Origin of the sequence: Corallococcus exiguus, assembly GCF_009909105.1 — a bacterium.
GTDB lineage: Bacteria > Myxococcota > Myxococcia > Myxococcales > Myxococcaceae > Corallococcus > Corallococcus exiguus.
Window position 1 is genome coordinate 527078 of the sequence record NZ_JAAAPK010000008.1, and the last position, 25648, is coordinate 552725.

The following is a 25648-nucleotide window of genomic DNA, read 5'->3' on the forward strand; positions in this document are numbered from 1 at the left end:
CACGGGTGTAAGCACGTTGCGTGCAAGCGCTGCTCGTCTTTCTCATCGTCGCGGCGTTGTCGCTGCTCGCGTCCAGCCGGTCGCTCCTGGCTCCGGGCCGCTTCCCGGCGCTGGCACAGCTGGCGGCCAGCGGCCTGATGTTCCTCATCTTCGGGGCCCTCCTGGGCCCGTCCCTCCTGGGCGTGCTCACCGTGGGCAACCTGGAGTCCCTGCGCCCGCTGGTGGCGCTGGGGCTGGGGACGGGGGGCGTGCTTCTAGGGCTCAACCTGGAGCCGCGCCTGCTGCGGCTGTTGCCTCGGCCCGTGTACGCGGCGGCGGTCGCGCACGCGGGCACGGCGTTCCTCTTCGTCGCGCTGCCGCTGTCCGTGCCGCTGCTGTTGTCCATGGGCCTCAGGCCCCTGATGGCGGTGGGCGCGGCGGCGCTCCTGGGCGCGGCGGCGAGCCTGTCCTCCGGCCACTTCGCGGTGCTGGGCTACCGCAACGGACGGATGGAGCGCGCGCGCGGTCTGGGCGTGGCGCTGCTCACGATGATGGACGACGCGGTGGGCCTGGGCGTGCTCGCGCTGGGCCTGGTGCTGGGCGTCACCGGCAACGCGGCGGAAGGGCTGGGTCTCCTGAGCCTGACGCTGCTGCTGGGCGTGGCGTGCGGGGCGCTGCTGGCGTTCCTCACGTATTCGCTGAAGGACCTGGCGGAGCAGACCACGGTGACGCTGGGCATGGTGGCGCTGGTGGGCGGCGCGGCGGCGTACCTGCGGCTGTCGTCGCTGCTGGCGGGCGTGGCGTGCGGCGCGACGCTGGCGCTGATGGGCGGGCGCACGGCGGAGCGGGTGGCGCGGGCGCTCTCGCGCGTGGAGCGGCCCACGTACCTGGTGCTGGTGTTCCTGGTGGGCAGCCACATCCACGCGCGTGACATGTCCGCCTGGGCGCTGTTGCCCGCGTTCGTGGGGCTGCGCTTCCTGGGCAAGGTGCTGGGGGGACGCTTCGCGCAGCGGCTCACGGCGGGCGTGTTGGACCTGCCTCCGCGCTTCGGCTACGCGCTCATCTCCCAGGGCGGCCTGGCGCTGTGCCTGGTGGCCGAGTACGTGATGCTGGTGCCGGGCTCGCTGTCTCAGCGCGTGCTGGACGTGGTGGCGGTGGGCGCGGTCGTCAACGAGATGCTCGCGCACGGAGCCTTCCGGCACGTGCTGGCAGCGGAGCCCAGGGCCACGACTTCGCGCAACACACCTCCCGAGGGTGACGCGGGGGTGGTGGCGTGAAGGGGTCCATCTTCCGGTTGCTGCTGCTCATGGGGCTCCTGGCGGCCATCACCCAGGCGCAGGTGGTGCGCGCGGACGCGGGCACGCCGGTGCTGCTGGCGGCGGGCGCGCTGCTGTTGTGCGGCCTGTTCGCGGGCAAGGTGGCCAAGGGCATGGGCCTGCCGCGCCTCACCGGTTACCTGCTGGTGGGCGTGGCGGTGGGGCCGTACGCGCTGGGCTTCATCCCCAACGCGGGCGTGAAGGGCCTGGAGCTGGTGAAGGGCCTGGCGGTGAGCCTCATCGCGCTCGTCGCGGGCACGGAGCTGCACCTGGGGCTCATCCGCCGGGTGGGCGCGCGCGTGGCGCTGCTCTGCGCGACGGTGTGCGGGCTGACGTTCGCGGTGTGCTTCGCGGCGACGTTCGCGCTCAAGCCCGTGCTGCCGTTCCTGACCCCCATGAGCGTGCCGCAGGCGCTGGCGGTGAGCGCGCTCATGTCCACGGTGGTGGTGTCGTTCTCCCCCACGGTGACCATCGCCATCGTGCAGGAGACGTCCGCGCGCGGCTCCTTCACGGAGTTCCTGATGGCGCTGGTCATCATCGGGGACCTGTTCGTGATGGTGGCCTTCGGCCTGGCGGCGGGCGTCACCCGCGCGACGTTCGGCAGCGGCCTGGATCTGCCCGCGCTGGTGGGCGGGGTGGGGTGGGAGCTGTTCGGCTCCGTGGCGGTCGGGTGCCTGCTGGCCGTGGCGATGCTCCTGTACATGCGAGGCGTCAACCGGGAGCTGCCGCTGTTCCTCGTGGGGCTGTCGTTCGCGGCGGCGGAAGGCGGGGCGCGGCTGCACCTGTCGCCGCTCTTGGTGTCGCTGGCGGCCGGAGCGCTCATCGCGAACCTGGACGAGCGCGAGGGCCGGCGCATCCACCACGCCATCAACCAGGCGGGCCTGCCGGTGTTCGCGCTCTTCTTCGCCGCGGCGGGGGCGGGGCTGCGGCTGGACACGCTGGTGACGGTGGGACCGGCGGCGCTGCTGCTCGTGGCGCTGCGCGGCCTGGCCATCTGGGGAGCGTGCCGCAGGTTCGCGCCCGCGGAGGACCCGCGCCTCAAGCGCTACCTGTGGATGGGGCTCATCTCCCAGGCGGGCGTGACGTTCGGCCTGGCTGCGCTGGTGTCGCGCACCTTCCCGACCTTCGGGCCGCAGGTGGAGGTGCTCATCATCGCGATGATCACCGCGCACGAACTGGTGGGGCCCGTCCTCACCCGGCGCGCGCTGATGGGCAGTGGCGAAATCCGTGCGGAGGAGGCGGGCGGCGGCGCATAGTGGGGGCACACCCCCTCACCCCGGGGGTGGCCTCTTCCAGGAGCCTCCCGTCATGCCCGCCGCCGTCGCTCCCATCCTCGAGGTGGACGTGGAACACCCCTCGCCCCGCCACATCGCACGCGCGGTGGAGGTGCTGGAGAAGGGCGGCCTCATCGCCTATCCCACGGACACGTACTACGGCATCGGCTGTGATTTGAACGCAAAGAAAGCCATTGAGCGGCTGTACCAGCTCAAGGGCCGCGACAAGAAGAAGCCCTTGTCACTGCTGTGTCCGGACCTGTCGGACGTGGCCCGCTACGCGCACGTGAGCAACTTCGCCTACCGCGCCATGAAGGGGCTCACCCCGGGTGCCTTCACCTTCATCCTGGAGGCCACACGCCTGGTGCCAGAGGTGATGATGACGAAGCAGAAGCAGGTGGGCCTGCGAGTGCCGGACGCTGCCTTGCCCCGCGAGCTGGCGAAAGCGCTCGGCCGCCCGCTCATCACCACGTCGGCAACCCATACCGACGGTACGGTTCTTTCGGACGCTCGGGATATCAAGACGGCGCTGGGGCATGGGCTGGATTTGATTCTTGACGGAGGCGTCACTTTGAACGAGCCGTCCACGGTGGTTTCACTGATAGGCGATACGCTTGAAATCCTGAGGCAAGGCAAGGGTAGTCTGGAGTCCTGAAATCCATTCCAGAGGGGGAAGCCTTGGCTGAGGGGGACCTACCAGCAACGCCTGTCGTCGACTCACCGGAGCGGGTGCCGGGCGCGCTCGCGCTGCTGGGCCTGTTGGTGCTCCGTCCCATTGATTTGCATTACCGGCTGCGCGAAGCGGGCATCCGCTCGCCCGCGGGCCGCATCGGGCAGCTGTGGCGAGAACAAGCCGAAGGAGGCCGCGCCGCCGGGGCCTTCGTGGCGCGGATGCTGTTGCTGCTCGTCGTGCTGTCGCCCCTCCTCACGGTGCTCGCGGGGCTGGGGCTGCGGCTGATGGGCGTGCCGATGCGGGGCGTGTACCTGGTCTCCGCCGGGCTGTGCAGCGCGGTGGGGCTGGTGGTGGCGCTGGTGTCGGGGCTCGCGTCGGGCGTGCTGCTGGGCTCGCTGGCGAGCGTGTCCATGCTGGCGGGGCTGCACGCCACGGCGGGCGGTGCCTTCGGTCCGGAGCATGGAGGCGCGGCGGCGATGACGGTGGGCCTGTGCCTGGGCATCGTGTCCGGCCTGTCCGCGGGGAGCATTGGCGGCCTGTCCAGCGGGCGCGGTCCCTCCGTGCGCAACGTGCAGGTGGCGGCCATCGCCACCAGCCTGGTGCCCATGCTGGTGTGGAGCAGCGCCTCGACGGTGTCCTTCGCGGGCGCGGTGGCGGCGAGCGCGCTGGTGGCCTTCCTGATGTGCGCGTTCCGGCTGCCGTTCTACGCGCTGGAGGTGCTGGCGCAGGCGGTGGCGTACGCGGTGGAGCGCTTCACGGGGAAGCCCACGCTGCGCTGGGTGCCGGTGAGGCATCACAACCTGAGCTACCTGCCGCACCCGTTCCTGAGCCGTCACCTGGCGCTGGCGGTGCGCTCGCGGCCGGCGGAGGTGCTGGCGGTGGCGGACGCGTGCTTGCGCTCGCCGGGCAACATCCTGGTGGGCTGGCCCTGGGTGGTGGAGGCGCTGGAGCGCGCGCACGCCCAGGAGGCCTCGGCGGAACCCCAGGCCTGAAGGCGCCCGGGGCCGCCGACAGGCGCTACTGCTTCTGCACGTCCGTGACGACCTTCGCGCCCACGTCGTTGGGGGCGTAGGTCAGCTTCACGGAGTCCCCAGCCCGGATGCCCTGGAGGGTCTGCGTGAGCTGGGGCTTCGTCGTGTCCACCACGTAGGTGAGCGGTGGGGCATCCGCGGTGGTGCCCTCCAGCTGGATGCTGGACGGGCTGACGCTCTTCACCTTGCCCGTCCGGGTCTTCTGCTCCTTCGCCACGGGCGCGGGCGTCTGCGCCAGGGCCGTCGTGCCCACGCTGCCCAGCGTGAGGACCGCCATCCACATCCATGCCTGTGCACGCATCTTCGTCACTCCTCGAGTGTGGGAAGCGGCAGGGTGGACCGCTTCCCGGGGTGAAGGCAACGTCGTGACGGGTGGGGCCGTCAGGGAGTTGCCCTCGGGAGCGCGTCCGGTAGCCTCCGGGGACCATGGAAGGACTGCTCGACGCGTTCATCGCCTTCATCCGCGCGGAGCGGGGCCTGTCCGGCAAGACGGTGGACGCCTACGCGGCGGACCTCACCGTGTACTTCGAGGACCTGCGCTCGCGCGGCAAGGACGACGTGGCGCGCGTCAAACAGGAGGACGTGCTCGCGCACCTGGTGACGCTGGGCAAGCGGGGCCTGGGGCGCCGCAGCCAGGCGCGCCATCTGGCCGCGCTGCGCGTCTTCCACCGCTTCCTCGTGGCGGAGCGGCTGGCGGACAAGGACCCCACGGAGGACGTGGACACGCCGAAGTCGCCCCGGAAGCTGCCCGTGTTCCTCACGCTGGAGGAGGTGGAGCAGCTGCTCGCCGCGCCCGACGAGCGCACCGTCACGGGCCTGCGCGACAAGGCCATGCTGGAGGTGCTCTACGCCACCGGCCTGCGCGTGACGGAGCTGTGCACGCTGGAGCTCAACAACGTGCAGCTCACGTCCGGCTACCTCGTCACCCGGGGCAAGGGCTCCAAGGAGCGCATCGTCCCGCTGGGGCGCGTGGCGATTGAGAAGGTCCAGGAGTACCTGGCCCATTCGCGGCCGGAGTTCCTGGGCAAGCGCCAGGCGGACGCTCTGTTCGTCACGCCGCGCGGGGAGGGCTTCACGCGGCAGGGCTTCTGGAAGCTGCTCAAGCGCTACGCGTTGAAGGCCGGCATCCTGAAGCCGCTGTCGCCGCACAAGCTGCGCCACTCGTTCGCCACGCACCTGGTGGAGCGCGGCGCGGACCTGCGCGCGGTGCAGCAGATGCTGGGCCACGCGGACCTGGCGACGACGCAGATCTACACGCACGTCAACGGCGCCCGCCTGCGCAAGGTGTACGACGAGTTCCACCCGCGCAGCGACGCGTTCAAGCCCAAGCCCTCCGCGCGCAAGCGTCCATCCGCGCCGTGACGCCGGGAGTCGAGCCGTCATCCTTCACGGGGTGAGGGGGACCCTGGACCGCGGGGAGGGGGGCGGTACGTGCGTCGCGCGCGAACGCAATCGCTTGCGGTGAAGACGCGCTTCGAGCGGGTGGGCGTGCCGCCGAAGCCGGCTCGCAGAGGAAACGACGCATTCCTGGGAAGTGGATCGCCGCATGCAGTGCAGGGCGGACGCGGCGGACAGCGGGTCCGCCGCCCTGTCGCACGGTCTCGCGTACCACCCCACTCGGGCGCGGTGTGGCCCACGAAGGTCTGCTCGTCCATGAAGCGTTCTCGCCAATCCCTGATGTCAGGCGTCCTGAGCCTTACCGGCTGCGTGGCGCTGTCCCTCTCCGGCTGCAAGGTGCCGGAGGCCGACGCGGCGGAATCAAAGTCTCCGCCCAAGAAGGCGCCCACCGCCAACGTGGTGCCGGTCTCCGCCACCGCGCCCGCGGAGCCCGTGAAGGCCCGCACGCCGTTCGCCGCGGCTCGCGAGGCGTTCGAGCGCAACTCCGTGAACGCCAACCCCTTCGCGGACAGCAACGGCAGCATTCCGCCGTCCTGGCAGTACTCGGGCCCGATGTTCAGCCTGAGCCACGACTATCCGCAAACGCCCGTGGCGCCGCCCGCCAATCCGCCGTGGATCGCCGCGCTCAGGGGGCAGCCCATCTCCAAGGCGAACGCGCTCGCGTACGTCAACGCGCTGAAGGCCTACATCGCGCCGTCCATGCAGACGCTGCTCTACAACTATCCCCGGTGGGATGCGGCGAAGGAGGGTTGGTACAACGAGCCGTGGCTCGCCTCCATCCGTGAGAGCATCCACGGCACGTACGTGGGCTCCGAGTTCCCCGCGGCCACCTTCGCCGCGTCCGGCCTCAAGGTCGACATGACGACGTACGTGCTCACCTACTACGACAAGGTGGCGGCGTCCGCGCTGGGGCAGGTGTGGGGCAAGACGGCCATGAGCCCCACGCTCACCAACACGTCCGCGCAGTTCCCGGAAGGGTCCATTGTCATCAAGGTGGCGTTGACCAGCGCGCTGGCGAAGGACTGGCCGGTGATGCAGGGCGCGTCGCTGTGGCCCGTCTACGTGCCGCCGCCCAACGGGCCCACGGGCGCGAAGCCGGTGACGATGAACGCGTCGATCATGCAGTTCGACATCATCGTCAAGGACACCAAGACGGCGCCCAAGACGGGCTGGGTGTTCTCCACGCTCGTCTACGACATGCGAGTGCCCGGCAGTCCCTGGGACAAGATGATCCCCCTGGGCGCGATGTGGGGGGATGATCCCAACGTCAACTCCACGCTGAACCCGGGCACGCCGCTGCAGGAGACGGTCATCAACCCCGCGGCGCCCGCGTACTCCACGGCGACGCTGGGGTGGGGTGGCCGTCTGTCCGGCCCGAACGACGGCGCGGTGGTGGCACCGGCCTCCTTCAACGGGCAGATCGTGCCGGCCGTGCAGGCCTCGTCGTGCATGAGCTGCCACAGCGTGGCGGAGTGGCCCATGAAGACGTTCCTGCTGCCCACCACCACGATGCCGCCGACGGTCGTGGGCGACGCGCTGGTCCTCGAGCAGCCCGGTTCCGCGGCCTGGATGAAGTGGTTCCAGGACAACCCGGGCAACGTGCCGCTGGATCCCGGGACGGTGCCCATGGACTTCGACATGGTGTTCGCCTTCAAGTCGCTGCCCGCGTGGCAGGCGGCGACGCAGGGCAACAGCGGCATGAGGGCCTTCGAGGCCGTCGACCTGCTCCGTGGCACGCAGCCCGTGAACCCGCGCGACCTCAAGTACAACGGCCAGTAGGCCCGTGACCTCCGGGAGGACCCCATGTCCATCTTCGACAAGGCCATCATCGGCGCCGGTGGCGGTGCCATGTATTACCTCGATGCGCGCATGGGGTCCGACCTCACGTCGGACGTCCGGGAGCAGTTCAAGAAGCAGTTCGGGAAGATCAAGAACGAGGAGGCTCGCAGGAAGGCGCTGAAGCACCTGCTGTTCGTCGGTGACAAGGACATCGACATGCAGAAGGCCCCGGAGGACAAGTCGCTCCTGGACCTCACGTCCGAGCGCGCCGTGCTCAAGAACACGGTGCTCATCGGCATGAGCAATCCGTGGCACATCGGCAAGAACGACCGGTACACGGGGCGAGGCGGCAACTACGTCGTCAATCACACCCGCCAGGTCATCAGCACCCGGCCGCTCTCTTCCTTCAAGAACACCCAGTCCCGGAGCACGGTGAAGGCCGAGTGGGAGAAGGTCTTCAGCACAAGTGACTCCGTGGGCGGAGAGGAGGTCCTGTTCGAGCAGTCCCAGGGCTACACGACCCGCGAGAGCTTCAAGGACGAGTGGTTGAACGTCATCGGCCGCGCCATGAACCGGGGGCTGACCCGTGTCTGGGGCAACGTGACGAAGATCGAGTGGAAGCGGGACGACGACGAGGACAAGGCGCACTTCGAGATCACCTTCACGCCGATGAAGTCCGAGAAGGTGCGTGACCCCATCAAGGCCCGCGAGCTGCTCCTGATGACGGGCAACGGGAGTTACCTCAAGCCCACGGAGGCCAACGGCATCAAGGTCCCCAAGGGGTGGGAGCGGGACCGGCGGATCATGGACATGGATCAGCTCATGCGCTTCCTCGTGGTGAACGGGAAGAAGCGCAAGCGGATCGTCGTCCAGGGTGGGAACGCGGCGATCGACGCGGTCGAACAGGCCATCCGCTATGGCCATGAGGTGCACTGGCTGGTGCGGTCCGGCGTGAACATCCTCGCCAACTCCCTGCTCGTGCACGCGCCCAAGCTCGCCAAGAGTGGGACCTACGTGAACCAGTCCGTCACGTCGGAGTTCAAGAAGGGGGTGAGCCTGGCGGAGGTCGCAAGCTCCAGCAGCACGCAGCTCCGCGTGCAGGCCTACTCGCTGGAGGATGAGAAGGCGGGCAAGGGCGAGAACGAGGTCATCACGAAGAAGAAGACGCTCGTCACGGACATCCAGGACGTCGACATCTACGTCTACTGCATCGGCCAGGAGGTGAATGACAGCCCTTCGGGGGTGGCGAAGCTGCTGGTCAGCAGCGACCTCCTCAAGCAGAAGGGCCGGGGGGTCGACGAGTCAGAGCTGGAGCTCATCTGCGACGAAGGCTGGCTCTTCCGGAGCCTGTCGCACCGCGAGAACGCCGTGAAGGAGGCCGCCATCGGGCTCCGGAAGAGGTTCTCGGAGCGATGCCGCATCGACGTCCTGGGCGCGGCTTCCTTCATGCTGGTCTCGCCCCAGGGAAATCTCGGGAGCAAGCTGAAGCCCCTGACGAACTATCAGATCCAATCCGTCGCGGACGTGCGCCAGTTGGCGGCGCTCAAGGACGTGATGCGGGCGTACTGCAACACCCTGAGCGGCGCCTCGCTGGATCCGAAGAACGTCAACTTCCTGGGCGGCACGAAGAACGAGATCGCCGCCTTCATCGCCATGCACCACGAGTTCATCCCCCCGGTCGTCGCGGACGAGCTCACGCACTTCCTCATGCGCGTGCGGACCCGCGAGGAGTTCACCAACGGCTACACCGGGGACGAGATGGCGGACATCCGGGAAGCACTGAAGGGGATCGACGACTACTTCAGGATCCGTGAAGAGGTCCGGACGTTCCTCGAAACGAAGATGACCCAGGTGGTGATGGACTACCGGAAGCTCATGCTCGCTCCGTTCCAGGAGGAGATCTCCACCCTGAAGTGGGCAGACATCCTCCGGGAGGACTGAGCCGGACCGCCTTCACACTATCCTGACAGACGGCTGTCACAGCGGGGGCATAGCGTGGCTTCATGACCCCGAACGCCTTGCCACCCCTGACCCTGCTGGAGCTGGCCGACACCGGCCTGCCTGGCGTCGAGAGCTACTCGCCGTTCTGCCTGAAGGCCCACCGGGCCCTGAAGTACGCGGGGCTGCCCTACGCGCGAGGCTGCGCGGACAACCCGGCCTCGCACCGGGTGCACAATCCCACGGGACAGGTGCCGGTGTTGCTGGTGGGGGCGGAGGCGGTGCCGGACTCCACGGCCATCCTCGCGCGCATCCAGCAGCTGGCGCCGGGCCGCATCGACGCGTCGCCAGAGGCGCTGCTCTGGGAGGAGCTGGCGGACACGTCCCTCAATGGCTTCCTGGTCGCGGCGCGCTGGGCGGATGACCGCAACTGGCCTCGGACGCGCGCCACGTTCTTCCACTTCATGCCGGCGCCGGTGCGCGCGGTGGTTCCGACGCTGATCCGGCGCAAGCAGGTGGAGCGGTTGGTGGCGAGGGATGTCTGGCGCGCGGGCCCGGAGGCCTGCTGGCGCCGGTTCGGGGCGCTGTTGGATCAGCTGGATGCGCGGGCGCCGGAGCAGGGCTTCTGGTTGTCAGGGGCGCTGAGCGTGGCGGACCTGGCCCTGTTCGCGCAGCTGCACAGCCTGCGGACGCCGCTTACGCCCTGGCAGGGCGCGGAGGTGGATCGGCGCGAGCGGTTGCGCGCGTGGCTCGGGCGGGTGGATGTGGCGACCCGGATCGCGAACGTGCCCCTGCGCGCCGCGAGCTGAGGGCGACTGGTGGCCGGCTCACCGGACGAAGCCGGCCACGGGACTTTCGAAGACCTTGCTCACGACGTTCATGGTCCGAAGCCAGGCGTGCGCCTCCTCGCCGAGCCGACCATAGACGCGCACGTCTACGGGCTTCGCGACGCCGAGGAGCGCTTTGAACTCCGGCCACCCGGAGATCCTCCGGATGTGCTCCATGACCTGGCGCGAGTCCGCGAACGTGATGACGGCTCCTACCTCTGTGTCGTCGGGCCGGGCGTGGAACTGGATGCTGAGCAGGCTGCTCACGCCTTCGGATTCCAGACGCTGGACCGCGGCCTGAAGGGTGGCGGTGAAGACAGGGAAGGGCGCCGTCCGTTCGAGCACCTCCACGAGGGTGATCCGCTCACGGGCCGCTGGGTCCATCCGCGTGCTCCTTTCTTCGAATACCCACCGGGCTTCCCCTCGGGTCGAGCCTCACGCTAGGGAGTGGACCCGGAGGGGTCCATGGCCTTTCGAGTCCAGCTCGCTGTCCTGATCCTCGCCTTGCTCAGCGCGTGCGCCACCCCAAGGGGCAGGGTGCGGCTAGATACCGGCGAAGGTGCACCCATCGAGTACAGCCCGCCTTCTCCCATCCGGGCCGTGACCGTGGGGGAGGGTGCCTTCGAGAAGGCACTGACCGAGCTGGTTCTGGTGACACCTCTGCGCCTCCAGGCCTCACGGCCAGGCGAATGGGTCCGCGCGTCCTACTCCCGAGGGCCGCAGGTGTCGGACCGTGCCTTCGGGGGCTTCTGCGAGCCGGGACTTCGTAGGGGCGACTGCATCTCGCTGCTCGAAGACGTGATGGGGCTGAGTGACTGGGACAAGTTCGGCGTGGCGCTCGCGCTGTCCCTGGACTCACTCAAGGAGATCATCTCCAGGGCCGTGGAGGAGTCCCTGGCTCCGCAGCTTTTCTACTCGGTGATCGCCACCGGACTCGTGACCTGGGCGGCACTGGCCGCGAATCCCGAGCCTGCTTTCACCAAGGCCGCCGCGGTCATCTCGGCGCTGCTGCTGATCTACCTGGGCGCGGAGACGTTCCTGGAGCTGATTGAAGCAAGCCAGGACCTGAAGCTCGCGACGGACGGGGCCACCACCTGGAAGGAACTGGATGCATCTGGCCAGCGCTTCGCGGCCCGGGTAGGGCCATCCATCGCGCGAGTCCTGGTCCTTGCGGTCACGGTCGCGGTGAGCCATGGCATGACGGGTGGCGCGTCGTTGCTGGCGGCCCGGGTTGCGACGCTGCCGAACTTCCCGGGAGGCGCGGCAGGGGCCTCGCGTGTGGGCATCAACGTCGCGGGCCTTGAGCAGGTGAGGGCGGTGTCCGTCTCGGGCGGCGTCATCACGCTCGTGCTGCCGTCCACGGCCGTCGCCATGGCGGCGAAGCATCCGGCCAGCACCACACCAAGTGGGGCGCGCTCCTGGAACTCCTTCAGCGGCCTCAAGCGGGCCCGAGGACCCGCAGGGCCAGGAAAGCAGTGGCACCACATCGTCGAGCAGACGGACGGTAACGTGCGGCGCTTCGGTCCCCATGCCCTGCACAACACCGAGAACGTGATCGCTATCGACGAATCCGTCCACCAACAAATCAGCAGGTATTATTCATCGAAAATCCCCGTCCTCTCCGGAACGCAGACCGTAAGGCAATGGTTGAGCACTCAGTCCTTCCAGGCCCAAACGGACTTCGGAATGAAGACCCTCCTGCTATTTGGAGCCGTTCCTTGAGCACCCGAAGGTTACAGAAGGCCAGCATCGATGAACTCGTCCAGTGGTACGCGGAGAGTTCAGTCGCGTATGGACACGCCCTTGATGTTTCGGACTCGCGGTCCGCCAATCGCGCAAGCGACAAGATCGTGGGGGCATACCGGGAGCTTCGGAGTCGTGGTGCAGCGTCTCAGCTTCTCCCTCTGCTCAAGAGCGACAACGAAACTGTCCGAACCCATGTCGCCGCCCATGCATTGGAGTTCGCTCCCGAGCATGGTGAACCGGTCTTGCTCTGGATCGCGAAACGCCCTGGGTTCAACGGGCTCCATGCGGAATACGTCCTCAAGGCATGGCGCGAGGGCACGCTCAAGTTCCCCTGAATGCACTACGGAGTCGTTCCTTGAGTGCCCGTAAGTTCCAGAAGGCCAGCATCGAAGAACTCGTCCGCTGGTACGCGGAGGGCTCAGTCGCGTACGGACAAGCGCTGGAGGCTGCCGACTCTCGGTCGGCCAACCGGGCGAACGACAAGATCATGGGGGCCTACCAGGAGCTTCGGGGCCGTGATGCGCTGTCCCAGCTCATCCCCCTGCTCAAGAGCGAGGACGAAACTCTCCGGATGCACGTCGCGGCCCATGGCCTGGAATTCGCTCCCGAGCTTGGCGAGCCGACGTTGCTCTGGCTCGCGAAGCGTCCCGGACTCCTCGGGTTCCGTGCGGAGTACGTCCTCAAGGCATGGCGCGAAGGCACGCTCGAGTTCCCCTGATCAGGTTCCGACAGCGCGGGGAACGGGCTCCTGTTCCGCATCCGGGAAGACCTGCCGCGCGGCGTCCACCGTGATGCGCAAATACTGAAGGTAGCTGGCCGAGCCCCCGATGCTGGCACCGGGATCCTGGCGCTGAAGTTCTTCAAAGAAGCGCTCTCCATACTGGTCCAGTGCGATCCGGAGGACCGCGAGCCGGAGCACGGCGGCCGTCTCACTGGAGTCCCGCGTCAGCAGGGCCAGGGCCTGGATGTGGTGGCGCACATCAAGGTGTCCCGCGAGGGATACCGCTGCCACCCACTCGTTCGCGCACTGCTCCGGGTTTTCTTCCGCGACGAGCGGCGTGTAGTGCGTCCACGCGTCTCCACAGAGTGGATCCAACTGGAGGGCTTCGCGAAGGCCCGCCCTCCGTTCCTCGGGCTCGGAAAGTCGTGAGGCCTTGGCGGCGCGCATGGAGGCCCGCCGCACTTGACGGTGTCCCTCGCCAAAGTCCTGCTGGAGCAGGGGCGTGATGTAGTGGCGCAACACGCGGGCTGCGTCCAACCGGGTGTTTCCGTCAAACCACTGCGCATAGAGCCGCGACGCCGTGTCGAAACTTCGCAGCGCGAAGTGCGCGTCCGCGAGCAGCGCCGTGGCGAGCGGATCATTACCTCGCTCCACGAGCTGCTCGGCACAGGCCCGGGCCTGTCGCGGACAGCCACGCGCGAGCAGGGCGCGCACCTGGTCGTGCGGCCCGAGGTCCGGCGCGATCACGGCTTTCGTTGGCGGAGCGTCATTCGGACTTCAAGGCGGCATCCAAGGCCTCCCGGATGAGCGGCCGGGCAAGTTCACGAACATGCGCGGACAGGCGCTCCTCGCTCGCCGGATCCAGGGACTGACACGCGGTGGGGAAGGCCAGTTCCAGGTCCACCCGGACATCCAGCTCCACCTCGCTCAACACGGCCTCGGCATCATCGCGCCCGCACTTTGAGAGGGCACTGGCAATCCGCGCGGGATTCACCAGCCGTGAGGACCAGTCCTGAAGGTCCGTGAAGGACAGCCGCTGGTGGGCATCCCAGGCCGTGCTCTCGTCGAAGCGGGCCTCGTTGAACTCCTCGATCTTCCGCTTGAAGGCGACGCGATGCCCCGGTGACACGGGCTGCTCACTCTTGATGACGAGCCCCTCCGCATGGTTGTCGGCCAACGGCGGCAGGCCCAGCATCGCCGGGAGCCGCGTCAGCGCTCGCGTGGGCGCGGCTTCCATCTGCGCCCGGGTTCCTCGCGCCACGAGGGGAGGGACGTGCACCCCGGCGGCCCTCGCGGCCGTCTCCACCTCGCGATGCGAGAGCATCACCCCTTCGTCCTCGTCCGACCGGGCCACGAGGATATCGAACAGCACCCAGTGAAGGCCCGGCGCGTACCAGATGCCCGTCTGGACCGGCATCATTCCAGGCACGGCCGGGACCTCCGGGTGGGGATAGCGGCCTCCCAACAGCTCTCCGTACAGATAGACGCGCGCGTCGGTGAGCCCCAGCGTCCGGACCGCCTCCAGCGCCGCGTTGTTCAAGGACAGGCGCAACAGCTGCCATCCAAAGAAGGAATCTCCCTCCTCGAGCCAGGCCTTGCGCTTGCCAAAGTGCACCGCCCCGTCCTGCACGCCCAGGACGAGCTGCGCGCCATGGAGCTTCTCCAGCGCCACCCAACTCCCGGAAGGACTGGCCTGCCCCCGTGCATCACCCGCGGAGGACATCTTCAGGAAGGGTCGGAAGCGCATGGCCTCAGTTTCCGCCGAGGTCCCCCAGATTCAAACCGTAGGGATCCGTCGTCGTCCGCCTCGGTGCCGGCTCCGGCGTACCAGGCGCCACCGGTGCCACGCGGATCAGCCCCGCGGCCCTCAGCCGCTCCACGGACCGTGACGCGGCCAGCTCGCCCATCGCCGCCGTGCGCAACGCCTGACGGATGCTCCGGCTGCCCCTCAGCTTGGAATAGAGATACAGGTCGTCCGCCGTCAGATCCGCCGGGGCAGGGCGGGGAATGGGCTCGAACACCAGCCTCCCGTCCAACGCGAACAGCGCGTCACTCAACGCCAGCGTCAGCCCCACCTCCGCCTCGCGGTACAACGCGTGCGCCTCCGGCACCGGCCCCCGCTCCAGCACCTGCGCCGCCAACGCCACCGCCAGGTCGTACTTGCGCGACGACAGGAACGCGCGCACCAGCGCCAGCAGCTCCGTGAACTCCGTGGACTCGCCCACCGTGAGGCCCGTCGCTCGGTGCGGCGCCAGTGCTCCCCGCCGGTACAGGTGCAGCACCCAGCGCGCCGCGAACAGCGGGGCCTCCCTCGCGCTCGCCAGCAATTCGCCCAGCGTCGCGCCTCCGGCCGCCAGGTCCAGGAGCACGTCCTCCTCCTCGGAGAACGTCTCCACCGCGAACTCGCGGAACACCCGGAACGTGGTGTCCAGGCGCGGGAAGATGTCCCGGAACTGCGCCCACTCCTGCACCCTCGCCACCGCGTCCCGGTGCAGCGTGCTCAATGGCAGCCGCAGGCCCACCGCCCGCCCGGACAGGGGCAGCCCCGGCGTGAACTCCACCTCGCCCGACTCCCAGGCGTAGCAGTCGAACAGCGCCTCGCGCGCCTTGTGCTCCATGGCCTCCGTCAGCTGCGACAGCTCCACGAAGCAGCGCTGCACCAGGAACGTGCCGTAGGGCAGGTTCGCGCCTTCCGCCGCCTCGAACGCCGCCGCCGCTCGGGGCGCGTCCAGGATGCGCAGGTTCACCAGCACCTGCGCCAGATGCTCCCTCGGATCCGTGGAGGCCACCCCCACCAGGTGCCCGTCCCGCAGGTAGAACTCCCGGCGCACCGCGCCCCGCTCCACCCGCAGCGTCCCCTCCACTCCAGGCGTCGCGAACAGCGGGGGCAACACCAACTGGAGCCGGTAGCTGGCCAGGTTTCCTGTGAACGCTTCCATCCGTGGGCGCCCTCCAAGGCACGTCGCATGCTGCGCCGGCCGCCAGGGTACCTGGGAGACTTGAGCCCTCTCAACCCCCTGAAACTGCTGGTATTTTCCTGCCCGGACGAAATGTTCCAGAAATGCCGGGCGCGCGAGTGTCAGGCATTGGAAGGGCTCACCTGTCCCAACGGAAGGTTGCAGCATGACGGCGGGTGTGCGAACGAGCCGTGTCCTCCACCCGTCATTGGGAGCACGAATCGCGATGCGGATTCTCTCAGGCGTCCAGTCGTCCGGAAAGCTGCACATCGGCAACTATTACGGGGCGATGCGGCAGTTCGTGCAGCTCCAGGACCAGGGCGAGGCCTACTACTTCATCGCCAACTACCACGCGCTCACCACCGTCCGGGACCCGAAGCTCGCGCTGGAGCTGACCCGCGACGCGGCGCTCACGTACCTGTCGCTGGGCCTGGATCCGAAGAAGGCCGTCCTCTTCCGCCAGAGTGACGTGAAGGAGGTGCTGGAGCTCAACTGGATCCTCGGCACCGTGGTGCCCCAGGCCCACCTGGAGCGCGCCCACAGCTACAAGGACAAGGTCGCCCGCGGCATCAGCGCGGACTTCGGCCTCTACGCGTACCCCGTCCTCATGTCCGCGGACATCCTGCTCTACAGCGCGGATCAGGTGCCGGTGGGCAAGGATCAGATCCAGCACATCGAGTTCGCGCGCGACTGGGCCGTGAAGTTCAACACCCAGTACGTCCCCGGCTACGACCCGGCGGATCCGGAAGGGAAGGAGCGGGGCCACGCGCCCGGCATCCTCAAGCTGCCGTCCGCCTTCGTGCAGGAGAACGCCGCCACCGTGCCCGGCATCGACGGACAGAAGATGTCCAAGTCCTACGGCAACACGCTGGAGCTGTTCGGCGAGGAGAAGGACATCAAGAAGCGCATCATGTCCATCAAGACGGACTCCACGCCCGTGGACGCGCCCAAGCCCACCGTGGACGCGCCGCTGTATGACCTGCTCAAGCTGATGCTCCCGCCCGGCGAGTTCTCCGACGTGGACGCGTCCTGGAAGGCCGGCGGCAAGGGCTACGGCGACTTCAAGAAGAAGCTCCTGGAGGCCTTCCACGTCACCTTCGGCCCCGCCCGCCAGCGCCGGCAGGAACTGCTCAACGACCCCGGGGAGCTGGAGCGCATCCTCGCGGACGGCGCCAACCGCGCCCGGGCGGAAGCCACCCGCCTGATGGACCAGGTGAGGCGGGCAGTGGGAATCCCCTGAACGCCCGTTCCTGTTCAAATGTTTGACCCCCCTGGGAGGCATTGCTAAGGAGGTCTGTCCCCCCGGCGCGCGTAAAGGCCGGAAATTCGGACCCTTACGCATGACGAAGTTCCCATCCCCCCAGAAGGACGCCGGCCGGTGAGCGAAGGTCGCAAGCCCCCACCGCCGGACGACCTCCCGCCGGACCCCGACGGGGAGGGATTGCCGCGCACGCCCGGAGACGCCTTCCGGGTGGCGCTGCCCAACTTCGAAGGTCCCCTGGACCTGCTGCTCCATCTCATCAAGGAGCACCGGGTTGACATCTTCGACATCCCGCTGGCGCTGATTACCGGCAAGTACCTCGAGTACCTGGAGCGGATGCGGGAGCTGAACCTGGACATCGCCGGGGAGTTCCTGGTGATGGCCTCCACGCTCGCCCACCTCAAGAGCCGCATGCTCCTGCCCCGGCAGGACGCGGCCCAGGTGCCGGAAGGGGCGGACGCGCTCGCGGCGGTGGAGGAGGCGCAGGACCCTCGCGCGGAGTTGGTGCGCCGGCTGTTGGAGTACCAGAAGTACAAGGACGCCGCGGAGCACCTGGCCAAGCAGGACATCCTGGACCGGGACGTGTTCGCCCGGAAGGTGCCCGTGGAGGCGGTCCCCATCCCCGAGGACGAGGTGGGGCTCCAGGAGATCTCCGTCCTGAAGCTGGTGGAGGCGCTCGACCGGGTGCTCGAGCGGCTGACGCCCAAGGTGCAGCACGAGGTGGTGCTGGAGCGCGTCAGCCTGTCCGAGGCCATCCTCCGGTTGGCGGAGCGCGTGAAGAAGGACGGGCAGGTGGTGTTCGAGGCGCTGTTCACGGAGGCGGCCACGCGCCAGGAGGTGGTCATCACCTTCATCGCCATGCTGGAGATGGTGAAGCGCCGCCTCATCAAGGTCTTCCAGGAGGAGCCCCTGGGCCCCATCCAGGTGACGCCCAACGGGGACGCGCTGGAAAAGCTCATCCCCACGGAGGTCGACGAGAGTGACTACCGGTAACGGTCCCGACGACGGTGACGAGACGCCCGCCCCCGGCACGCCCGGCGGCCCCGGACAGTTCTCCGAGGAGGAGATCGCCGCGGTCACCGGCCCTGGCCCGGACGACGCGGAGCTGGACGGGGTGGAGGCGGCCGCCATCGAGGAGGACTCGGACGACACCGAGAACGTCCCGGACCTCCAGTCCTCCTTCGAGAAGCTGCTCGCCAAGAGCCGCAACCTCTCCCCGGACCGCATCCGCACGGTGCTGGAGAGCGTGCTCTTCGTCGCCGAGCGCCCCCTGTCCGTGGACGAGCTCTACCAGGCCACCGGCATCCCGAGGGATCCCATCCTCCAGGCGCTGGATCAGCTCTCCGGCATCCACCGCGAGGGCATCAGCGGCGTCGTCCTCTACGAGGTGGCGGGCGGGTGGCAGTTCCGCACGGACCCCCACTCCGCGGAGTACGTCCGGCGCTACCTCCGGGTGAAGCCGCAGCGGCTCACCCGCGCGGCGGTGGAGACGCTGGCCATCATCGCGTACCGCCAGCCCGTCACCCGGCCGGAGCTGGAGGACATCCGCGGCGTGGACTGCGGCGCGGTGCTCAAGGCGCTAATGGACCGCAAGCTGGTGAAAATCCTGGGCAAGCGGGAAGAAGTCGGCCGCCCCATTCTTTATGGAACCACGCGCGAGTTCCTGGAGTTCTTCGCGCTGAAGGACCTCTCCGCGCTGCCCACGCTCCGGGAATTCCATGAGTTGACCCAGGAGCACCGGGAAATCGTGGAGAAGGAGGCGGCTCCGCCGGTACCGGTGGCGTCGGGGACGGTGGCTGCGCTGTCGGACCCGGGGTTCACGAAGCGGATGGAGAAGAACGAGGCGGCCAGCGAGGCAGCCTTGGAGGAACTGGAGGAGGCCATGGCCGCCGCGGAGCGGAGCCAGAAGGTCAGCGCCAGCATCCTGGAAAGCCCCCCTTCGCCCGAGAAGGGTGATAGCGAGGGCCCCAAGCCCGAGTGATGGGCGGCAACTGGAAGAAGGCACGGAATGGCGGCGGAACGTTTGCAGAAGTACCTGGCTCGCGCGGGAGTTGCTTCGCGCCGGCACGCGGAAGAACTCATCACCTCCGGTCGCGTCGGAGTGAACAACGAGACGGTGACGGAGCTGGGCAGCCGGGTGGAGCCCGGAGTGGACCTGGTGACCGTGGATGGGAAGCTCGTCACGCCGCCGGAAGAGTCGTCCTACTACCTGCTGTACAAGCCCGTGGGCGTCGTGACGACGCTGTCGGATCCGCAGGGCCGGCCCACGGTGGCCAGCTACGTGGAGGAGACGGGCCGCCGCCTGTTCCCCGTGGGACGTCTGGACTACGACGCCGAAGGGGCGCTGCTCTTCACGGATGACGGCGCGCTGGCGCACAAGCTCACGCACCCGAGCTTCCAGGTGCCGCGCACGTACCTGGCGAAGGTGAAGGGCGTGCCGGACTTCCCCACGCTGGAGAAGCTGCGAGGTGGCGTGCGGCTGGAAGACGGCATGGCCACGCCGGTGTCCGTGGACATTTTCGAGAAGGCCGAGCGGAACACCTGGCTGAAGATCGTCGTGGCGGAAGGCCGTCCGCACCTCATCAAGCGCCTGTGCGCGGCGGTGGGGCACCCGGTGGTGCGCCTGTTCCGTCCGAACTACGCGGGCGTGGGCGTGGAAGGGCTGCGCCCTGGCGAGCTGCGGCCGCTGAAGGTCGCGGAAGTGCTGCAGCTCACGGAGGTGGCGGAAGGCCGTGCGCAGCCGGCGTCCTCGGACCTGAAGCTGCCGCCGCGCCGTCACGGGCGTTCGGCGCCGGGCTTCGGCGGGGCGGATGACGACGACATCGAGCTGTCGATGGACGACGACGCGCCGGCGGCGCCGCGCAAGACGGAGCGCGCGGCGAAGAAGGCTCCGACGGGGCCCAAGACTCGCGAGGCGCGTCCGGAGCGCAAGGAGTGGAAGGGCGTGCAGGACGGAGGCACGCGTCCGCCGAAGTTCGCGAAGCGCGGGGCGACGCTGGAGACGGACAACGACGCGGATCTGGATGACGTGCCGACGTTCGACGACGACGGTGACGAGGCGGAGTCGGACGTCGCCGAGGGAGCCACCTACGGCAAGGCCGCGCGAGGCGCGGGCCGTACCGGCAAGCCCGAGGGTGAGCGTGCCCCCCGTGGTGCCGCGCGGTTCGGCAAGCCCGCCGGTGCGGGGCGTTCCGAGGGTGATGCGCCGCGTGGTGGTAGCCGGTTCGGCAAGCCGGCGCGCGGTGGTGACGAGGGCGGTGCTCCGCGCGGTCGCAGCTTCGGCAGGCCGGCCGGTGCGGGCCGTGGCGGTGACGAGGGCGGTGCTCCGCGCGGTCGCAGCTTCGGCAAGCCCGCCGGTGCGGGTCGTTCCGAGGGCGGTGCCCCTCGCGGTCGCAGCTTCGGTGACGAGGGCGGTGCTCCTCGCGGTCGCAGCTTCGGCAAGCCCGCCGGCCGCTTCGGTGCGGAAGGCGGCGCGCCTCGCGGTGGCAGTCGGTTCGGCAAGCCGGCCGGTGCGGGTCGTGGTGGTGACGAAGCTCCGCGCGGTCGCAGCTTCGGCAAGCCTGCGGGCCGCTTCGGTGACGAGGGTGGTGCTCCTCGTGGCCGCAGCTTCGGCAAGCCGGCGGGCCGCTTCGGAGACGAGGGCGGCGCTCCTCGCGGTCGCAGCTTCGGCAAGCCGGCCGGTGCGGGCCGTGGCGGTGACGAGGGCGGTGCTCCTCGCGGCCGCAGCTTCGGCAAGCCGGCGGGCCGCTTCGGAGACGAGGGCGGCGCTCCGCGTGGTCGCAGCTTCGGCAAGCCCGCCGGCCGCTTCGGTGACGAGGGCGGTGCCCCTCGTGGTCGCAGCTTCGGCAAGCCCGCCGGCCGCTTCGGTGCAGAGGGCGGCGCTCCCCGTGGTCGCAGCTTCGGCAAGCCGGCCGGTGCGGGTCGTTCCGAGGGCGGTGCCCCTCGCGGTCGTAGCTTCGGTGACGAGGGCGGCGCTCCTCGTGGCCGCAGCTTCGGCAAGCCCGCCGGCCGCTTCGGTGCAGAGGGCGGCGCTCCTCGTGGTCGCAGCTTCGGCAAGCCGGCCGGTGCGGGCCGTGGCGGTGACGAGCGCGCCCCGCGCGGTCGCTCCTTCGGAGACGAGGGCGGCGCTCCTCGTGGCCGCAGCTTCGGCAAGCCGGCCGGTGGTGGCCGTTTCGGTCGTGAAGAGGGCGGCGCTCCTCGTGGCCGCAGCTTCGGCAAGCCCGCCGGTGCCGGTCGCTCCGAAGGCGGTGCTCCTCGTGGCCGCAGCTTCGGCAAGCCCGCGGGCCGCTTCGGCGCGGAGGGCGGTGCTCCTCGCGGTGGTGCCCGCTTCGGCAAGCCCGCCGGTGCAGGCGGTGCTGCTCGCGGAGACCGTCCCGAGCGTCGCGAGTGGAAGCCCCGGGGTGAAGACTCCGGCAGCCGGTCTCGCGGCGGCGGTGAGTCCTCGTCCAGCGGCACCGGCGAGCGCATCGTCCGCGCGGGCGTGAAGAAGAGCCCCCCGGGCGAGCGTGGAGGGGCAGGCCGTCCGCCCCCCCGTGGTGGCCGCTCCCGCTAGAACACCCCTCCTCCTGGGTCGCTCCGTCGGTGGGCGGCCCGGGAGGGCGTTGATATAACCGCCGCCTACCTCCAGCGTCCGCCGCTCCGGGAGAACGATGCGAATCCGCGTGCGACCCCTCTTCCTCGCCCTGACCCTCCTCGTCGGGTGCAACGGCAACCGGGATCAGCTCCTCGCGGAGATCCAGGACCCCCGTCCCGAAACCCGCGCCGCCGCCGTAAGGAAGCTGGCCGAGCAGAACAACGCGGACGACCTGGTCCTCTTCACCCGCGCCGCCAAGGACCTCTCCGCCTTCGTCCGCGGTGAAGCCGCCAGCGCGCTCGGGGAGAGCCAGGACCCGCGCGTCGTGGATCTGCTCGGAGAGCTCCTGGAGGATCCAGACGAAGCCGTGCAGGGCCAGGCCGCCCTGGCGCTCGCCAAGGTGAAGAACGACAAGGCCAAGGCGTACCTCACGCTCCAGTACGGACGGCGGGGCCGCGCTACACGCCAGGTCATCGTCCAGGCCCTCAAGAGCACCAACGTCCCTGGCGCCATGGCCTCCGTCGTCGCCGCCGAATCCAAGGGCCTCTGGGACCGCAACCTCCTGGCCCTGACCGAAGGCGTGCTCCCGGAACGCGTGGGCGCCGCGGAGGAGCTGGGCAAGAGCGGCCGTCCGGAGGCGGTGAACCGGTTGCTCCCCATGGTGCGTGACAGCCAGGTCATCCTCGCCGCCGCCGCCGTGCGCGGGCTGGGTGACGCGGGCGACACCCGCGCGGTGGCCCCCATCGCGCTGCTCCTCGACGAGAGCTTCCCGGAGCTTCGTGAGTCCGCCATCAGCGCGCTGATGAAGCTTCAGGATCCGACGGCCGCGACGAAGCTCCAGGCGGTGGCGGTGGAGAAGAGCGCGGTGAGCCCGCTGGCCACCGACGCCATCCTGACCTTCCCGCGCACGCCCGCGACGGACGCCGCGCTGTGCGCCATCGCGCTCGACGGCGCCCGGGACGAGGCCCTCGACGCCGCCCGCGCCATGCGTTCGCGAGGCGGCTGCCCGGCGGACCCCATCGCGGACCGGCTGTCGCGCCCCGCCTCCGCGGCTTCAGGGCTCCAGGCGGTGACGGGCCTGGGCCCGGCGGCGCAGGCGCTGCTGCCCAAGGTGACGCCGTGGCTCAACCAGCCGGACGTCGGGCTGCGCACGCTCGCGGTGGAGGCGGTGACGCACGTGGGCGATGCCTCCGTGGTGCCCGTCATCCAGAAGCTCTACGAGCAGGAGGTCGCCGGGCTCGCGGCGCTGCGCGCGGACTGGATCCCGCAGGCGCTGCCACGGAAGTACGCCGCGGACCTGGATCCGTCGGCCCCGCGTGCGGAGGTAGCGAAGGCGAAGGAAGACAACCGGTCGTCCAAGCACGCGCAGCTCTTCGAGCGGCTCCAGGCGCTCAACGCGGCCCGCGCCAAGGAGGCCGGGCGCGTGGTGGTGCCTCCGCGAGTCCCCTCGGAGCTGAGCGACGACGTGGAGCCCGCGAAGCTGCAGCCGCTGGCCACGCTGCTCACCGCGCTGGGTGCGCTCAAGGCGCCCGGAGCGCTGGAGATCCTCAAGGGCTACACGGACGACGCGAGCCCGGTGCTGCGCGCGGCGGCGCTGGTGGGACTCGCGTCCGTGGGGCCCGAAGGCATCGAGGTGACCCGCACGGCGCTGCTGGAGCCCGACCGCGAGTTGCAGAAGACGCTGGCGCTGGCGCTGGCGGAGCAGGGTGAGGCCGGGCAGCTCGCGCTGGTGGCGTCGCTGCCGAAGATGGGCAGCGAGAAGCTGGTGGTCCTGGATGCGCTGACGCGCGTGGGACCGCCGCCGGCGTCCGCGTCGGAGGCGTTGCAGGGCGTGGTGAAGGAGGGTGGGGCGGAGGCGGCGCTCGCGGCGCAACTCTTGGGGCGGATGGGCGCGAAGGACGCGGTGCCCACGCTGCTCAAGGCGCTGGACGACTCCAACAGCGTGGCCCGGCGCGACGTGCTGCTGGCGCTGGGCGTCATGGGCGACGCGAAGTCCGCGGAGGTGGTGGGGCGGGACCTGTACCACGACCTGCCGGAGATCCGGGCCGCGGCGGCCACGGCGCTGCGCAAGATGAACACCGGCGCGCAGGCCGAGCCGCTGGACGCGCTGAAGGGCGACTACTTCCGCGAGGTCCGCGTCGCGGCGGGGGCCTCGATGACGAAGGAAGGCACGGCGGCTGGCGGGGCGCGGTGAATGGAGTCGCGCGCGCTCAAGGACAAGGCGACGGAGGCCTTCGGCAAGGGCCGCTTCGCCAAGGCCGCTGAGCTGTACGAGGACTACTGCCAGGCGGAGCCGAAGGATCACCAGAGCCGCTTGCGCATGGGGGATGCGTGGTCCAAGGCCGGTCAGCGTGACCGCGCCGTCTCCGCGTACCAGTCCGCGGCGGAGGGCTTCGCGAAGGAGGGCTTCCTCCCGCGCGCCATCGCCGCGAGCAAGCTGATCCTCGAACTGGATCCGTCCCACCAGGGCGTGCAGCAGATGCTCGCGGACCTGTACGCGCGAAGGGGCACGCCGGCCACCTCCAGGGCGAAGCCGAAGGACGCCGCGCCCCCATCCACCCCGGCGAGCCTCATCACCCCTCGGGAGGTCCCGCCCGAAACCACCAGCCCCAGGCCCGTGCCCCCCGTGCCGCTGGAGGCCGGCGGGGCCCCGGTGGACCTGTCGGATGCGCTCCCGCCCGAGCTGGCCCTGTCGAACGCGCCCGTCGCGGATGACACCGAGGTGGTCCTCTCCGTCGAAGTCGAGCTCGAGCCCACGCAGGACGAGCCCAAGGCACCCACGGTGACCGAGGCCGCCGCGCCGCCACCCGCCGTCCCCGCACCCGCGGGCCAGTCCGTCCGAGTCGCACCGCCGTCCCCATCTCCCATGCCCGAGCTTCCCCAACTCCGGACGCCCAGCGGACGCTGGCAGGCGCTCGCGCCGCCCATCACGGGCCCCGAAACCACGCCGGCCCCCACCGCGCCGAAGCCTCCCTCACAGGCCGCGCCCCCGGGCCTGCGCCCCCGCCGCGTCGACACTCCGTCCAGGCCCACGACCACGGTCGCCGCGGGTGCCTCCGTGGTGCCCACCACCGCCGGATCCCCGGAGCCCTGGCGCGCGTCCCTGAGCGTCTCCAGCTTCACGGAGCTGGAGATCGAAGCGGACTCGCTGCTTCACGCGGTGGAGCTGGCGGCCCAGCGGGGACTGGCCGAACACGCGCAGGAAGAGGAGCCCGTCTACGAGCTGACCGAGGAGGCCGAGCCCACCTCGGGCACCTGGGACGCGCTGCCGTCCATCCCGCTCTTCTCCGACCTGCCGCGCGACGCCTTCATCCAGCTCTTCGAACGCTGCCCGCTGCGGCGCTTCGGCCCCGGCGAGCGCATCCTCGCGCAGGGCTCGCACGGCGACGCCTTCTACGTCATCTGCGAAGGCAACGTGCGCGTCTTCCGCGAGGAGGACGGCCGCCGCCAGGACCTGGCCACGCTGGAGGTCGGCGCCTTCTTCGGCGAGATGGCGCTCCTGTCCGGAGCCCCGCGCGCCGCCTCCGTGGAGTCCGCGTCCGACGACACGCAGGTGCTCGAAATCTCCGCCGCCGTGCTGGCCACGCTCTCGCGCAGCCATCCGCCCGTGGCGAAGGCCCTCAAGAAGTTCTGCCGCGAGCGGCTCCTCGCGAACGTGATGAACAGCTCCGCGCTGTTCCGTCCCTTCAACCGCAAGGATCGCCGCAACCTGGTGGAGCGCTTCCGGGCCCGCGACGTGGAGCGCGGCGAAGTCATCATCCGCGAAGGCGACGCCACGGACGGCCTCTACGTCGTCCTCTCCGGCGAGGTGGAGGTCCACAAGGGCGGGCAGCGGCTGTCGACCCTGAAGGAAGGGGACCTGTTCGGAGAGATCTCCCTCCTGCAGAAGACCCCGGCCACCGCCACCGTGGAGGCCACGCGCCACACCACGCTGCTGCGCCTGCCGCGCGAGGACTTCGACTCGCTCATCTCCAGCCACCCGCAGGTCCTGATGCTCGTCTCGGACCTGAGCGACGAACGCCTGCGCCGCACGCAGCACGTGCTGGACAGCCAAGCGGGGACGACGCCGGACGACGAGGAAGAAGACCTCATCCTCGTCTGATCTGCCCTCGCGGGTCCCCGGCCCCCAATCCCACCCCGCGAGTCACCTGACGCAACCAGCCAGGGCGCCAGGT

Annotated in this window: 21 protein-coding genes; 16 read left to right on the forward strand and 5 right to left on the reverse strand. The window is 69.7% G+C overall.

The window, feature by feature from the left end:
- Nucleotides 1-20: 20 nt before the first annotated feature.
- The 4 genes from GTZ93_RS28365 to GTZ93_RS28380 are packed head-to-tail and all read left to right on the forward strand — an operon-like array spanning nt 21 to nt 4234.
- Nucleotides 21-1256: a sodium:proton exchanger gene (locus tag GTZ93_RS28365; RefSeq protein WP_126934141.1), complete on the forward strand. Its 1236-nt coding sequence runs from the start codon at nt 21-23 to the stop codon at nt 1254-1256.
- Nucleotides 1253-2551, forward strand: coding sequence for a cation:proton antiporter (locus tag GTZ93_RS28370; RefSeq protein WP_126934140.1), 1299 nt, complete (start codon nt 1253-1255; stop codon nt 2549-2551). The genes GTZ93_RS28365 and GTZ93_RS28370 overlap by 4 nt, the downstream gene beginning before the upstream one ends.
- Nucleotides 2552-2603: 52 nt before the next feature.
- Complete coding sequence (locus GTZ93_RS28375) at nt 2604-3224, forward strand: L-threonylcarbamoyladenylate synthase (RefSeq protein WP_121756135.1); 621 nt, start codon at nt 2604-2606, stop codon at nt 3222-3224.
- 23 nt (nt 3225-3247) lie between these two features.
- Nucleotides 3248-4234, forward strand: a complete 987-nt coding sequence (locus GTZ93_RS28380; protein ID WP_120581578.1) for a hypothetical protein — start codon at nt 3248-3250, stop codon at nt 4232-4234.
- A 25-nt stretch (nt 4235-4259) separates the two neighbouring features.
- Here the strand turns inward: GTZ93_RS28380 and GTZ93_RS28385 are convergent, their stop codons facing one another.
- On the reverse strand, nt 4260-4574 hold the full coding sequence (locus GTZ93_RS28385; RefSeq protein WP_126934139.1) for a hypothetical protein: 315 nt from the start codon (nt 4572-4574) through the stop codon (nt 4260-4262).
- A 125-nt stretch (nt 4575-4699) separates the two neighbouring features.
- On the opposite strand from GTZ93_RS28385, the gene xerD reads away from it, so the two are divergent.
- From xerD to GTZ93_RS28405, 4 genes are all read left to right on the forward strand, one after another.
- Nucleotides 4700-5635, forward strand: a complete 936-nt coding sequence (xerD, locus tag GTZ93_RS28390; RefSeq protein ID WP_139923848.1) for a site-specific tyrosine recombinase XerD — start codon at nt 4700-4702, stop codon at nt 5633-5635.
- Nucleotides 5636-5926: 291 nt separating this feature from the next.
- A complete protein-coding gene (locus GTZ93_RS28395; RefSeq protein WP_139919793.1) occupies nt 5927-7450 on the forward strand; it encodes a hypothetical protein in 1524 nt (507 codons plus the stop codon).
- A 24-nt stretch (nt 7451-7474) separates the two neighbouring features.
- The gene (locus tag GTZ93_RS28400) at nt 7475-9391 is read left to right on the forward strand and encodes a hypothetical protein (protein ID WP_139919792.1); all 1917 of its coding nucleotides are present in this window, start codon (nt 7475-7477) and stop codon (nt 9389-9391) included.
- A 62-nt stretch (nt 9392-9453) separates the two neighbouring features.
- On the forward strand, nt 9454-10197 hold the full coding sequence (locus tag GTZ93_RS28405) for a glutathione S-transferase family protein (protein WP_139919791.1): 744 nt from the start codon (nt 9454-9456) through the stop codon (nt 10195-10197).
- 18 nt (nt 10198-10215) lie between these two features.
- Here GTZ93_RS28405 and GTZ93_RS28410 read toward each other — a convergent pair whose 3' ends face one another.
- Nucleotides 10216-10599, reverse strand: coding sequence for a hypothetical protein (locus GTZ93_RS28410; protein WP_139919790.1), 384 nt, complete (start codon nt 10597-10599; stop codon nt 10216-10218).
- 81 nt (nt 10600-10680) lie between these two features.
- Between GTZ93_RS28410 and sitA5 the strand changes: the two genes are divergently transcribed.
- Nucleotides 10681-11937, forward strand: a complete 1257-nt coding sequence (gene sitA5 / locus GTZ93_RS28415) for a SitA5 family polymorphic toxin (RefSeq protein ID WP_139919789.1) — start codon at nt 10681-10683, stop codon at nt 11935-11937.
- Between the two features lie 379 nt (nt 11938-12316).
- Nucleotides 12317-12679 (forward strand): hypothetical protein, encoded by a 363-nt coding sequence (locus GTZ93_RS28425; protein WP_139919787.1) that lies wholly within the window; start codon nt 12317-12319, stop codon nt 12677-12679.
- Here the strand turns inward: GTZ93_RS28425 and GTZ93_RS28430 are convergent, their stop codons facing one another.
- The 3 genes from GTZ93_RS28430 to GTZ93_RS28440 are packed head-to-tail and all read right to left on the reverse strand — an operon-like array spanning nt 12680 to nt 15621.
- Entirely contained in the window at nt 12680-13429 is a 750-nt protein-coding gene (locus GTZ93_RS28430; RefSeq protein WP_139919786.1) for a hypothetical protein, read from the reverse strand. It abuts the gene before it with no gap.
- Between the two features lie 19 nt (nt 13430-13448).
- Complete coding sequence (locus tag GTZ93_RS28435; protein ID WP_139919785.1) at nt 13449-14429, reverse strand: RNA ligase family protein; 981 nt, start codon at nt 14427-14429, stop codon at nt 13449-13451.
- 4 nt (nt 14430-14433) lie between these two features.
- Nucleotides 14434-15621, reverse strand: coding sequence for a DUF4388 domain-containing protein (locus GTZ93_RS28440; RefSeq protein WP_126934133.1), 1188 nt, complete (start codon nt 15619-15621; stop codon nt 14434-14436).
- Between the two features lie 244 nt (nt 15622-15865).
- Here GTZ93_RS28440 and trpS point away from each other — a divergent pair, with 244 nt between their 5' ends.
- From trpS to GTZ93_RS28470, 6 genes are all read left to right on the forward strand, one after another.
- Nucleotides 15866-16879, forward strand: coding sequence for a tryptophan--tRNA ligase (gene trpS, locus GTZ93_RS28445; RefSeq protein WP_139919784.1), 1014 nt, complete (start codon nt 15866-15868; stop codon nt 16877-16879).
- 201 nt (nt 16880-17080) lie between these two features.
- Nucleotides 17081-17893 carry a segregation and condensation protein A gene (locus GTZ93_RS28450; RefSeq protein ID WP_167548464.1) on the forward strand — a complete coding sequence of 271 codons (813 nt, stop codon included), beginning with the start codon at nt 17081-17083 and terminating at the stop codon, nt 17891-17893.
- The gene (gene scpB, locus GTZ93_RS28455) at nt 17880-18881 is read left to right on the forward strand and encodes an SMC-Scp complex subunit ScpB (protein ID WP_120580751.1); all 1002 of its coding nucleotides are present in this window, start codon (nt 17880-17882) and stop codon (nt 18879-18881) included. Before GTZ93_RS28450 ends, scpB begins: the two co-directional genes overlap by 14 nt.
- A gap of 27 nt (nt 18882-18908) precedes the next feature.
- Nucleotides 18909-21452, forward strand: a complete 2544-nt coding sequence (locus GTZ93_RS28460; RefSeq protein ID WP_139919783.1) for a pseudouridine synthase — start codon at nt 18909-18911, stop codon at nt 21450-21452.
- Nucleotides 21453-21549: 97 nt separating this feature from the next.
- The gene (locus tag GTZ93_RS28465) at nt 21550-23667 is read left to right on the forward strand and encodes a HEAT repeat domain-containing protein (RefSeq protein WP_121753186.1); all 2118 of its coding nucleotides are present in this window, start codon (nt 21550-21552) and stop codon (nt 23665-23667) included.
- The gene (locus tag GTZ93_RS28470) at nt 23668-25575 is read left to right on the forward strand and encodes a cyclic nucleotide-binding domain-containing protein (protein WP_161663121.1); all 1908 of its coding nucleotides are present in this window, start codon (nt 23668-23670) and stop codon (nt 25573-25575) included. It begins immediately after the preceding gene.
- Nucleotides 25576-25648: the final 73 nt, after the last annotated feature.

Bases quoted from the DNA above. Each gene is read 5' to 3' on its own strand.
- GTZ93_RS28440 (WP_126934133.1), bottom strand. From the start codon at position 15,621: ATGGAAGCGTTCACAGGAAACCTGGCCAGCTACCGGCTCCAGTTGGTG.
- GTZ93_RS28465 (WP_121753186.1), top strand. From the start codon at position 21,550: ATGCGAATCCGCGTGCGACCCCTCTTCCTCGCCCTGACCCTCCTCGTC.
- GTZ93_RS28385 (WP_126934139.1), bottom strand. From the start codon at position 4,574: ATGCGTGCACAGGCATGGATGTGGATGGCGGTCCTCACGCTGGGCAGC.
- sitA5 (WP_139919789.1), top strand. From the start codon at position 10,681: ATGGCCTTTCGAGTCCAGCTCGCTGTCCTGATCCTCGCCTTGCTCAGC.
- GTZ93_RS28435 (WP_139919785.1), bottom strand. From the start codon at position 14,429: ATGCGCTTCCGACCCTTCCTGAAGATGTCCTCCGCGGGTGATGCACGG.
- GTZ93_RS28460 (WP_139919783.1), top strand. From the start codon at position 18,909: ATGGCGGCGGAACGTTTGCAGAAGTACCTGGCTCGCGCGGGAGTTGCT.
- xerD (WP_139923848.1), top strand. From the start codon at position 4,700: ATGGAAGGACTGCTCGACGCGTTCATCGCCTTCATCCGCGCGGAGCGG.
- GTZ93_RS28470 (WP_161663121.1), top strand. From the start codon at position 23,668: ATGGAGTCGCGCGCGCTCAAGGACAAGGCGACGGAGGCCTTCGGCAAG.
- GTZ93_RS28395 (WP_139919793.1), top strand. From the start codon at position 5,927: ATGAAGCGTTCTCGCCAATCCCTGATGTCAGGCGTCCTGAGCCTTACC.
- GTZ93_RS28400 (WP_139919792.1), top strand. From the start codon at position 7,475: ATGTCCATCTTCGACAAGGCCATCATCGGCGCCGGTGGCGGTGCCATG.
- GTZ93_RS28410 (WP_139919790.1), bottom strand. From the start codon at position 10,599: ATGGACCCAGCGGCCCGTGAGCGGATCACCCTCGTGGAGGTGCTCGAA.
- GTZ93_RS28375 (WP_121756135.1), top strand. From the start codon at position 2,604: ATGCCCGCCGCCGTCGCTCCCATCCTCGAGGTGGACGTGGAACACCCC.
- GTZ93_RS28405 (WP_139919791.1), top strand. From the start codon at position 9,454: ATGACCCCGAACGCCTTGCCACCCCTGACCCTGCTGGAGCTGGCCGAC.
- trpS (WP_139919784.1), top strand. From the start codon at position 15,866: ATGCGGATTCTCTCAGGCGTCCAGTCGTCCGGAAAGCTGCACATCGGC.